8 protein-coding genes and 1 pseudogene are annotated in these 11,554 nt (G+C 43.2%); all 9 read left to right on the forward strand.

The genetic code is table 11. The features are described 5' to 3' along the window. Nucleotide 1: 1 nt before the first annotated feature. Nucleotides 2-3,673 carry a two-component regulator propeller domain-containing protein gene (locus SFV55_RS25530; protein ID WP_320032410.1) on the forward strand — a complete coding sequence of 1,224 codons (3,672 nt, stop codon included), beginning with the start codon at nucleotides 2-4 and terminating at the stop codon, nucleotides 3,671-3,673. 47 nt (nucleotides 3,674-3,720) lie between these two features. Beyond that, the gene (locus SFV55_RS25535) at nucleotides 3,721-4,776 is read left to right on the forward strand and encodes a PDDEXK nuclease domain-containing protein (protein ID WP_320032411.1); all 1,056 of its coding nucleotides are present in this window, start codon (nucleotides 3,721-3,723) and stop codon (nucleotides 4,774-4,776) included. Continuing rightward, on the forward strand, nucleotides 4,777-4,968 hold the full coding sequence (locus SFV55_RS25540) for an ATP-binding protein (protein WP_320032412.1): 192 nt from the start codon (nucleotides 4,777-4,779) through the stop codon (nucleotides 4,966-4,968). It begins immediately after the preceding gene. Between the two features lie 200 nt (nucleotides 4,969-5,168). Next, nucleotides 5,169-5,654: a hypothetical protein gene (locus tag SFV55_RS25545; protein ID WP_320032413.1), complete on the forward strand. Its 486-nt coding sequence runs from the start codon at nucleotides 5,169-5,171 to the stop codon at nucleotides 5,652-5,654. Between the two features lie 157 nt (nucleotides 5,655-5,811). Then, nucleotides 5,812-6,486, forward strand: coding sequence for a hypothetical protein (locus SFV55_RS25550; RefSeq protein WP_320032414.1), 675 nt, complete (start codon nucleotides 5,812-5,814; stop codon nucleotides 6,484-6,486). Continuing rightward, nucleotides 6,480-9,143 (forward strand): ATP-binding protein, encoded by a 2,664-nt coding sequence (locus SFV55_RS25555; RefSeq protein WP_320032415.1) that lies wholly within the window; start codon nucleotides 6,480-6,482, stop codon nucleotides 9,141-9,143. The genes SFV55_RS25550 and SFV55_RS25555 overlap by 7 nt, the downstream gene beginning before the upstream one ends. A gap of 64 nt (nucleotides 9,144-9,207) precedes the next feature. Beyond that, entirely contained in the window at nucleotides 9,208-9,597 is a 390-nt protein-coding gene (locus SFV55_RS25560; RefSeq protein ID WP_320032416.1) for a VOC family protein, read from the forward strand. 242 nt (nucleotides 9,598-9,839) lie between these two features. Beyond that, entirely contained in the window at nucleotides 9,840-10,913 is a 1,074-nt protein-coding gene (locus SFV55_RS25565; protein WP_320032417.1) for a hypothetical protein, read from the forward strand. Nucleotides 10,914-11,108: 195 nt separating this feature from the next. After that, nucleotides 11,109-11,554: pseudogene (locus SFV55_RS25570) on the forward strand (hypothetical protein); the annotation flags it as partial.

An 11,554-nucleotide genomic window follows, 5' to 3' on the forward strand; every position in this document is an offset into this window, starting at 1 on the left:
TATGGCATCCCTACTCCATAAGATGTATTGTTTTTGTTTGCTGCTGATAACAGCTGGCACAACTTATTCTTGTACGCAACACCCTAAAGAGCAGCCCTTAAGGCATCAAATCAAAGTAGTGAAAGCCCAAGGTTATATAGTACCTTTGGACAGTATCACCACCCCCAAAGTCATCCCGGTGGACGAAAACAAACTGACCAAAATCCCCATGGGGAAACCCAAAGTAGTCCCCATTCCTACCAACATCCATCCGGCTGGAAAACCCAAAGTAGTGAAGGCGGGCAAGCCGCGTATTTGCACGCCAGGAAAAGATGGTTTTTCATTGCCCAAAATCGTACCTGCCATCGACAGCCCTTTTGTGGCTGGTTTACCCAAAGTAGTAAGGGCAAAAGAGGCGTATGTCAAAGACTCAAACCCAAAAAATTTCAGTTCATTCACCAAATTACAGGGTTTGACCAACAACAGTATCAATTGTATGCTTAAAGACCAAAACGGGAACCTCTGGATTGGCACCGACGGCGGGGGCGCATCCAAATACGATGGGCAAAATTTCACCCATTTCACTCAAAAAGAAGGGTTAAGCAATAATTATATTTCGTGTTTGCTAGAGGACAAAAGTGGAAATCTGTGGTTTGGAACCTATGGGGGTGGAGTATCGAAATACGATGGAAAAAATTTTACTCATTTTACCGAAAAAGAAGGACTTATTAACAACTATGTCTCGAGTAGCTTAATAGATAAAAACGGAAATTTCTGGTTTGGAACCTACGGGGGTGGAGTATCGAAATATGATGGAAAAAAATTTATTCATTTTACCGAAAAAGAAGGGCTAAGCAATAACCAGATTTTCAAAATCTTTGAAGACAAACATGGAAATCTCTGGTTTGGAACTTTGGGTAGTGGTGTTTCAAAATACGACGGGCATCGTTTTACTCATTTTTCTGAAAAGGAAGGACTGTCCAATAATGTAGTTGGTAGTATTTTCGAAGACAATATTGGAAACCTGTGGTTCGGCACAGTAGGTGGTCTTTCGAAATACGATGGGCAAAGCTTTACCCATTTTACCGAAAAAGAAGGACTATCCAGTAACCCGGTTTGGAGTATCTTCGAAGACAAAAGTAAAAACCTGTGGTTCGGTACTGAAATGGGGGTATCGAAATACGATGGACATCGTTTTACCCATTTTACCGAAAATGAAGGCTTGAGCAGCTATGGTGTTTGGAGTATAATCGAAGACAAAAGTGGAAATCTATGGTTCGGCACTTGGGTTGATGGCGTAATACAGTACCACGGGCAAAATTTCACCCATTATTCAAATAAAGAAGGGCTGAGTGATAATCTGGTAGAAAGTACGCTGATGGATAAAAATGGAAATCTGTGGTTTGGCACTAGAAATGCTGGGGTGTCGAAATACGATGGGCGAAATTTTACCCATTATACAATAAAGGAAGGACTCAATAGTAATTTTATCCGTAGCATCGTGGAAGACAAAAATGGAAATTTGTGGTTCGGCTCACATGCTGATGGTATCTCGAAATGCGATGGAAAAACTTATACCCATTTTACTACAAAAGAAGGGCTTGGCAATAATTTTGTTAGATGCATTTTGGAAGACAAAAGGGGGGATCTGTGGATAGGTACTGGTAAAGGCATTACAAAATACGATGGAAACTGTTTTACCCATTATACCGAAAAAGAAGGACTCAGCAATGATTTAGTTTACAGCATTTTGGAAGACAAAAAGGGAAACCTCTGGTTCGGTACAGATGTCGGCGTTACGAAATTCGATGGTCATCGGTATACCCATTATACCGAAAAAGAAGGACTCAGCAATAAAGGCATTGAACATATACTGGAAGATAGTAGCGGAAATTTATGGTTTAGCACGGATGGCGACGGTGCGCTGAAATATGATGGGCTACATTTCACCCATTTTACCGAAGCTGAAGGCTTAAGCGACAATCATGTCAGGAGTATCCTAGAAGACAAAAGCGGTAGCCTGTGGTTTGGTACCAGTTTGGGATTGTCGGAACTAAAGTCCAATAAAATCGCTGAAATCACTCGAAAAATCCAGTCTGGAACCCTACATGAAAGCGAGGTTATTTTTACCAACTATACCTATGAAGATGGTTTTTTTGGAGTAGGTGTAAACCTAGGAAAAACGATTTGTAAAGATAAAAATGGCGACATCTGGATTGGAACAGACGACCGGCTTACCGTATTACACCCCTCCGCCATAAAGGATCAAACCGCCGCTCCCAACATACAATTGACCAGCGTAGCCCTCTTCAATGAAAATATTCCCTGGATGCAGTTGGCGCATACAAAAGATACTGCCTTTGCCCTAAAAAATGGGGTAATTGTTCAGGATTTTTCGTTTGATGGCACTTCAAAATGGTACAACCTCCCCGAGCAGTTGTCTTTGGCCTATAACAACAACTACCTAACTTTCAATTTCGTAGGGATTACCCTGCAATCGCCGGGGAAAGTGAAATACCAGTACCAACTCCAAGGATTGGAAGACAATTGGAACGCGTTGACTACCCGTAGCGAGGCAACCTATGGCAACTTACCTCCCGGCAGCTACACTTTTAAAGTTAAGGCCAGAAGTGGCGTGGGGATCTGGAGCCGGGTATTTGAATACCGCTTCACCATTCGCCGACCCTGGTGGAAAACAGGTTGGGCTTATGCCTTTTATTCGCTTACTTTATTCGGCTGTATTTTTGGATTTATTTACTGGCGTTCAGCTGCACTTAGGCGGGAGAACCGGATTTTGGAAGAAAAAGTGAGCCTCCGTACTCGGCAATTGCAACAAAAATCGACCGAATTGGAAACATCTCTCGGTACGCTCAAATCCACCCAATCCCAACTCATCCAATCCGAAAAACTCGCCTCCCTCGGCGAACTCACCGCAGGCATCGCCCACGAAATTCAAAATCCGCTGAACTTCGTCAATAACTTCGCCGAAGTCAGCGCTGAAATGCTGGACGAAATGCACGAAGAACTGGAAAAGGGAGACACCACCGAGGCCATTGCCATTGCCACCGATCTAAAAACCAATCTGGAAAAAATCAACCACCACGGCCAACGCGCCTCCTCCATCGTGAAAGGGATGCTGGAGCACTCGCGGGCGAGCACGGGCGTAAAAGAGCCCACAGACATTAATGCCCTGGCTGATGAATACCTGCGCTTAGTTTACCACGGCCTGCGGGCGAAGGACAATAATTTTAATGCGACGATGGAAACGCATTTTGAACCGAATTTGCCTTTGGTTTCCGTCATTCCGCAGGACATTGGGCGGGTGCTGTTGAATTTGATCAATAATGCGTTTTATGCGGTTGCTGAGCGCAGTCGAAGCACGGTGCAGCAACGGGCGAGTGTCGGCGTGACTTCGAGTCACGCCGACACTATGTACCAACCAGTTGTCACCGTTTCCACCCAAAAAACAGGTGATCACATCATCATTAAGGTTCAAGACAACGGCAATGGCATCCCCGACGCCATCAAAGACAAAATCTTTCAACCCTTTTTTACGACCAAGCCTACGGGGCAAGGGACGGGATTGGGATTGAGTTTAGCGTATGATATTGTCGCGAAGGGGCATGGCGGGAGTTTGGAAGTGGTTTCCAATGAAAAAGAAGGCTCCGAATTCATCTTTCATTTGCCATGTTAAAACAAACGGAATAGAATTTTCTTTTTTTTGTTTTAAAAATTATAATTTTGGTAGAAATAAAACCAACAGTGGAGATCATAAAAGACATCAATAAACTGCATGCCGAAGCACGGCAAATCATCGACAATGGGCGTAAATTAGCTCATCGTGCTGTAAATAACAGCATGGTGAAAACCTATTGGGAATTGGGGCAACTCATCGTAGAAGAAGAACAGCAAGGTAAAGAACGTGCAGAATATGGAAAATATCTCATAACTGAATTGGCCGACCGCCTGCAAAAAGAATTTGGATCCGGTTATTCTAAACCCAGCCTTTGGAATTATAGGCAATTCTATCTGGCATTTCCAATTCTCTCCGCACTGCGGAGAGAATTGACCTGGACACACTACAAACTCCTCATGCGGGTACAAAATCTAGGTGCGAGGTCTTTTTATGAGCAAGAAGCCATAAAAAGTGGATGGAATACCCGTGCCTTAGATCGTCAAATCACCACCTTCTATTATGAGCGATTGTTGGCTAGCCAGGATAAGCCTGCCATAGAGATGGAAGCTGAAGAAAAAATCACTCAAATAGGTGGAAATATTTTGGATTTTGTCAAAGATCCCTACGTTTTAGAATTTTTGGAGATTAAACCAGATCATAGGTTATATGAAAGCGATCTGGAGCTGTTGCTAATCGACAACTTACAAGTGTTTTTGTTGGAACTGGGGCGTGGCTTTTCATTTGTAGCCCGACAAAAATACATTCGCGCAGGTGACGAAGATTTTTTTGTTGATCTAGTTTTTTACAATTACGTGCTCAAATGTTTTGTTCTTATTGACCTTAAAATTGGCAGGCTTACCCATCAAGATATTGGGCAAATGGAAATGTACGTGCGGATGTATGAAGATTTGCACAAAATTGAAGGCGATAACCCGACCATTGGCCTCATCCTTTGTTCAGAAAAAACCGAAGCTGTTGTAAAGTACTCTGTGTTAAGCGAAAGCCAACAAATTTTTGCCTCAAAATACTTACTTTATTTGCCTTCTGAGGCAGAACTGAAGGCTGAATTAGAACGTGAACGACTCTTGGCAGAATTAAAACTAAAAGAACCTGATGAATAGGTGCCCCCCGAATCCATCCGCGAGAAAATCTTCCAACCCTTTTTCACCACCAAGCCGACTGGACAGGGCACAGGTTTGGGGCTGAGTTTGGCCTATGATATTGTGACGAAAGGGCATGGGGGGACTTTGGAAGTAAGGACACAAATAAATGAAGGTACCGAATTCATTATTCAATTGCAGCTTACGCAATAACAGTCCATTTCATTCGGAGGCCATTTCCCACCATTCGGAAACAGATTCCTACCACTCGGAAGACCTTCCTTGTCTCCCTGCATCCTGTAGGGCATCTTTGTATTGTCAGTTGTGAAAAACAAGACAACACATTTAATCAATCCGCTGAATAGAGCAACTTATGGCTTGATATTGTTCATTTCGGCACAAATAAAACACCAATGAAAACTCCAAAAATTGCATCCGCTACCCGCAAAATCAATGGCTTAGCTACAGTAATTATTGTTGTGACCCTGTGCTTCAACTCCTGTGAAAAATCGACGCTCGAATATATTGCAACCCCTAGTGATTCAACTACTGGTAGCCTTCAGAATAAACCTACCCAAATTCCAATGAATTTCACACTGGTACTCAACAACTGTTTTGCGGGAGGAGCCGGGGTAACTGTCAACATTAACAACCCGCAAAACTACGCATTCCTTTGGGAGGTAAACGGCAACCCTGGCGGACACAACATCAGCACCTCAGGTTGCGATTGTGGGGGCATGGCCAAAGTTACGGTAACCCGCCTGGCTGATGGCCAGAGCTTGAGCAAATCGGTCAATCTGCCTGCCTGCAATACCGCAACCAACCAAGAGGCACTGTTGAAAAATAAGCTAAACAACTTTACTTCGAATAGCACTTCCGCTGTTCATGCTTCAAAATAACACCAAACCCCATTTGTATTTTGAATCAAAACTAGCAGTATTCATACCTGTCCTGTTTTTAGCCAATGAAAATGGGCAGGTCTTTTTTGCCGCAACATTTTTGAGTATTTTGCAAAAGGCAATCGCCGCGATTGTGGAAGCCCTAAAACCCTATGCCATGCGAATTTTTCTCCTTAGTTTGTTTCTGTTTCCCTTGCTTGTCTTTGCACAAAAAAGGGAGGTTTTTCGCATCGATAGCCTGCCTAAGGCAGGGATTTTGCTGAACCAGGGCTGGAAATGGCATGCGGGGGATGATCCGGAATGGGCGAAGGCGGAGTTTGATGATGCGGGCTGGGAGGAGATTGACCCGACGAAAGATATTTTTGCCTTGCCACAATTGCCTAGATCTGGCAAAATTGGCTGGTTTCGGATTCACTTAATGATCGACAGCAGTTTGAACCAACAAATGGTCATGCTGATTCAGCAATCTGGGGCTTCTGAAATATACCTGAACGGAAGATTAATCCAACAATTTGGGACTTTAAGCACCGATCCTCAAAAAGTGATAGCCTTTACGCCCGCTTTGAAACCAGTTTCCTTTCCCACTACCAATAGGCACATTGGTGTTTTGGCTGTGCGTTATGCTCTTCAACCAGGAATAGGGTACAGCTCTCATTTTGGTACGGTCAATACAGCATTGACGATAAGTTTGAATACCGTCGAAAACGGAGTAGATACTTATGAATCCATCCATTGGGCAGCTGTTCAGCCACACCCAATCCGAGTGGGGATCTTTTTTAGTTTAGCCATATTGTATTTTGGGTTTTATTTTTTTACAGAAAGAGAGTGGTAAATCTCTACTTTTCTATCTATCTGTTGTTGCATGCGATATCTTGGAAAATTAACTATTCGGCTTATCAATCCAACCAGGTAGCGCTTTTTTTTATTAAAAACAACATTACTACGATATTACAAGTCCTAGGTTATTTAGTAATCCTAAATGCCATTTATCAATTTTTGGAGCAAAAAAGGAGATGGCATCTTTGGTCGTTAATCCTTCTGGGGATCTTCAGTATTCCTCTTGCTGCTTTTGTTCATGATTGGGGTTGGTTGGTTTATGGCATTTTATTCATCAATTTAATCCATATAGACCTTGCCAGAGTGTCCATTATGGCAAGTCGGAGCAATAAAAAAGGAGCTTGGATCATTGCAGCAGGGAGCATTTTTGCGTTGTTTTGTTGGCTAATTTTCTCCTTACAATGGTTCTTTCCTATTACTATCTTTGGAATTAATTTTTTTGATTTAAATTTCCTATGTGTCCCCATTTCGGTTTCCATATACTTGGGTTATGACGTTTCCTTAACCAATATTTCTTTGGCTCAAAAGCTAATTGAAGTAGAAACCTTATCGGTTGAAAAACAAGCCATTCTCTCTACCCAAAACGAAACGCTTGAGCAGCAGGTCGCCGAGCGAACCGCAGAATTATCCTCCAAAAACCGGGAACTGGAAATTGAGGCGGCTTTGGAAAGAGTGAGAAGTAGGACGATGGCGATGCAGAAAAGCGAGGAACTTAAAAAAGTAGTTACCGTGGTATTGAATCAATTTAAAGAATTAGGGACTATAGATGACGCGGCAGTCATATGTATTTTTTCAGACGATTCAAAAGATCATGTTCAATGGATAGCGGACTCCAGGGGACCCTACGCACAGCCATTTAAGATAGATTATACAGAGCATTCCATAGTTTCCGATATTTATTTTGCCAGGGAAAGCGGGGTAGAGTTTTTTTCGAAACTTTATCCAATGGAAGAAAAAAATGCTTTTTTTGAATACATGCTTAAGGAGACCGAATTTTTCAAACAGGTTCCCAATGAGGTAATGAATATGCTTTTTGAGACTGAACATTATGGAATTTCAATTGCATTTGGAAAACATACTGCAATGCTTATTCCTACCCTTACCGAGAAATTATTAACAACAAATGATCTAGAAATCTTAAAGCGCTTTGTAGCTGTTTTTGAACAAGCCTACACCCGCTTCCTCGACATACAAAAGGCGGAAGCACAGGCAAAGGAAGCGCAGATTGAGGCAGCATTGGAAAAAATCAGAAGTCGTTCTTTGGCGATGCATCGGAGCGATGAATTGGAAAACGTGATGGAGGTAATGGCTGAGAAAATGAAAGAGTTGGGTGTTGCGATGGGTTCAATTGCCATACAGACATTTAATGCTGAAACAAAATACAGTGAATTTTGGGTAGGTAGTGACTTACAACACATCGCTAAAATAAAATTGCCCTTCGACGAAAAGCATTTTAGTGAGGATACCTATCTAAAAGATTGTTGGGAAGCGAAGGAGAAAGGAGAAAATATCATCAATAAACTGTATTCGTTTGAGCAAAAAAATAGTTATTTTAACTACGTATTTGCCAATAATGATTTTGAAACCATACCGCAGCCTGGCCGTGAGTTTATTAGGCAAGCGCCCTGTCATCTTTGCAATTTAATCATCGAAAAAAACTCTGCAGTTTTCGCTGACAACTGGTTTGGACAAAGTTACAGTGACGATAAATTGGCTGTCTTAAAGCGCGTTGCCAAGGTCTTTGAACAAGCTTATATTCGTTTCCTAGATTTGCAGAAAGCTGAGGCACAAACTGAACAAGCAAGACTCAATTTGATCCAAATCCAAACCGAAAAAAAGAGAGCCGAAGATGCTTTGATTGCATTAAAACAAACCCAAGCCCAACTCATCCAATCCGAAAAACTGGCCTCCCTCGGTGAACTCACCGCTGGCATCGCCCACGAAATCCAAAACCCGCTCAACTTCGTCAACAACTTCGCCGAGGTAAGCGCTGAAATGCTGGACGAGATGCACGAAGAGCTGGAAAAAGGCGATACTACCGAGGCCATTGCCATTGCAACGGATTTAAAAACAAACCTGGAAAAAATCAACCACCACGGCCAACGCGCCTCCTCGATCGTCAAAGGTATGCTGGAGCATTCCCGGGCGAGTACGGGGGTAAAAGAACCCACCGACCTGAATGCCTTGGCCGATGAATACCTGCGCCTGGCGTATCATGGCCTGCGGGCGAAGGACAATGGTTTCAACGCGACCATGGAAACGCATCTCGATCCAGATTTGCCAAAAATCGAGGTCATTCCGCAAGACATTGGGCGGGTGCTATTGAATTTGATTAATAATGCTTTTTATGCAGTCAATGAAAAGGCGAAACAAGGAATTGAAGGCTACCAACCTACGGTAACGATAAGTTCTCGAAAACTGGAAAATGCCGTTGAAATTCGGGTTGAAGACAATGGGAATGGCATTCCCGAAGCCATCCGAGACAAAATCTTCCAGCCCTTTTTTACCACCAAACCTACTGGGCAAGGGACGGGATTAGGGCTGAGTTTGGCTTATGATATTGTGACGAAAGGGCATGGAGGAACCATCAACTTTCAATCGAAGCCTGAAGAAGGCACTACCTTTTTCATCAGGCTTCCAATTTTAGTTTAATTTTAATATCTTAATACAAATTTTACCACAACCCTACAGCAATCAATAACTAAACTTTATCATCATGCCAATCAACATCCAGACACCAGGAATTCACCACATCGCGCTGCGGTGTACCGATTTGGAGCGCTCCAAAGCATTTTATGGCGGCACCTTGGGTTTTCCCATTGCCATGGAAGTGCCCAATTTGTTCATTTTTGTTGCCGGGGGCACCTTCATCGGTGTTCGTGGGCCTGGAGAAAAAGAAGGGGCTAATGTATTCAGTCCCTTTAACGTGGGGATCGACCACATCGCCCTTGGTTGTACCGACGAAGCCGAATTACAACGTGTAGCACAAGGGCTTGCTGATGCCGGAATTGAAAATACTGGAGTAAAATTTGACGAAACTTTAGGGAAAAACTATGTAGCATTCAAGGACCCGGACCGCATTTCCTGGGAGTTCTACATGGTTTAAATACCCCACAAACATGAGTCATCCAAAAAATTCGCGATGACTCATGTTTGTAGTTGCTCAATATCCTTTTCAGCGAGTCCTTTCCTAGATGTCGCACGCAGCTGCACTCTTCTATCCTAGCATTTCCTTCGGAGTCCATTTCCCTCCATTCGGAAGCCAATTCCATTCATTCGGAAGACCAGGCTTGGACTTGTCCATGGTTTATCCCAATTTTATGGAAGAACCAAAAAAACACCCACATCATGAGCACCCTAAAACATTACTTCATCATCAGTTTGTACTGCTTGTTTGGGGGTTCCATTCTGAGCGCAACTGCACAAACCGAAAATTTGGGGCTTTTTGACAATGAAAATCCCCTCAAAATGACCCTAAGTGGAACATTACCCCCCTTTTCCGAAGACCCCTCCAAAACGCCCCGGAAATACCTCCAGGTGTTGTCCTATCAAAATGCCAATGGCAACAAGATGGAAATCCCCATTGAGGTAAAGACCCGGGGGCATTTCCGGCGTTTGTTGGGTCATTGCAGCTACCCCCCCTTACAGCTTATTTTTCCCAAAAATGAAGTACAACAAACTTCCATTTTTAAAGACCAGTCCAAAACCAAATTGGTGATGCCCTGCCGGGGTGACGAGTACGTGATCCGGGAATGGCTGGTGTACAAGTTGTACAATTTGATCAGCCCCTACAGTTTTAGGGTGCGTTTGGTGCAGCTGACCCTGGAGGATGAACAACGTAAAAAGCCAATTGAGCCTTTTTATGCTTTTTTGCTGGAAGAAGAAAAACAAATAGCCAAACGCCTGCAAATGCTCCCGCTTGAGCGCAAACTCCGAGCCAACGCCACCCAGGCCGAGCATTTCCTGCGTATGGCGGTGTTTGAATACCTGATTGCCAACACGGATTGGTCGGTAGAACACCTGCAAAACATCAAATTATTGACCCCTGATGCCAAAACCCTCCCCATTCCGGTGCCCTACGATTTTGACCATGCTGGGCTCGTGGATGCGCCCTACGCCAAACCGGCCATGGAATTGGAGTTGGGTTCCGTGCGCGATCGGCGCTACCGGGGCTATTGCCTGGAAAACGTTCAGCAGTTTGAACCCGTCATTGCCCATTTCAATGCCTTAAAAGACAAAATTTATCAGATTTTTAGTGACTGTAACCTCCTGAATCCTAAATATCAAAAGTCCACAATGCTCTTTTTGGACGAATTTTATGCGACCATTAATAACCCCAAAAAGTGGCAAAAGGAATTTTTATATCCTTGTGATCCCAATGGGACGGGATATGTGGTGATTAAGGGATTGAGGGAGGATTGAAAAACTTATGGCATAATTAGTGTGCGAGGGGCAGCGGATGGTATTGCTAAATGGTATTCTGTTCTGCCCCAATTTTATTATTTTTAAACAGCGCTAGCAAATATTCATCTAACCTCTTTATTGCCGACAATGAAATACATGCTTGCCCTTCTTTTCCTGTTTTCCACATTGGCCACTAAAGCCCAAAAGGGTGAAGTGTTGATCATTGATTCCTTGCCACCACAGGGCATTTTGCTTGATAAAGGTTGGAAATGGCATGCTGGGGATAATCCTGATTATGCCAAGGCAGATTTTGATGATTCAAGTTGGGAAAGTATTGATCCTAGCCAGGATGTGATGGATTTGAAACAGATTTCAAAAGAGGGTAAAATAGCTTGGCTCAGATTACATTTTACCATTCCTAAAACCGATGAGAAGCAGTTATTAATGATTGTAAAACACATAGTTGCTTCAGAAATTTATTTGAATGGAAAATTGGTCAAAAAATTGGGCGAAGTTAGCCCCGAATACGAAAAGGAAGAAAAATATAGCCCCATTCGAGAACCTGTAGTAATCGAACTCGACACGATGGAAACTCAAGTGCTGGCGATCCGCTATTCGAATACTACAGGCTGGAAACTGAATCAATACGTGGGGCGCTA

Origin of the sequence: Haliscomenobacter sp. (assembly GCF_033763495.1) — a bacterium.
GTDB lineage: Bacteria > Bacteroidota > Bacteroidia > Chitinophagales > Saprospiraceae > Haliscomenobacter.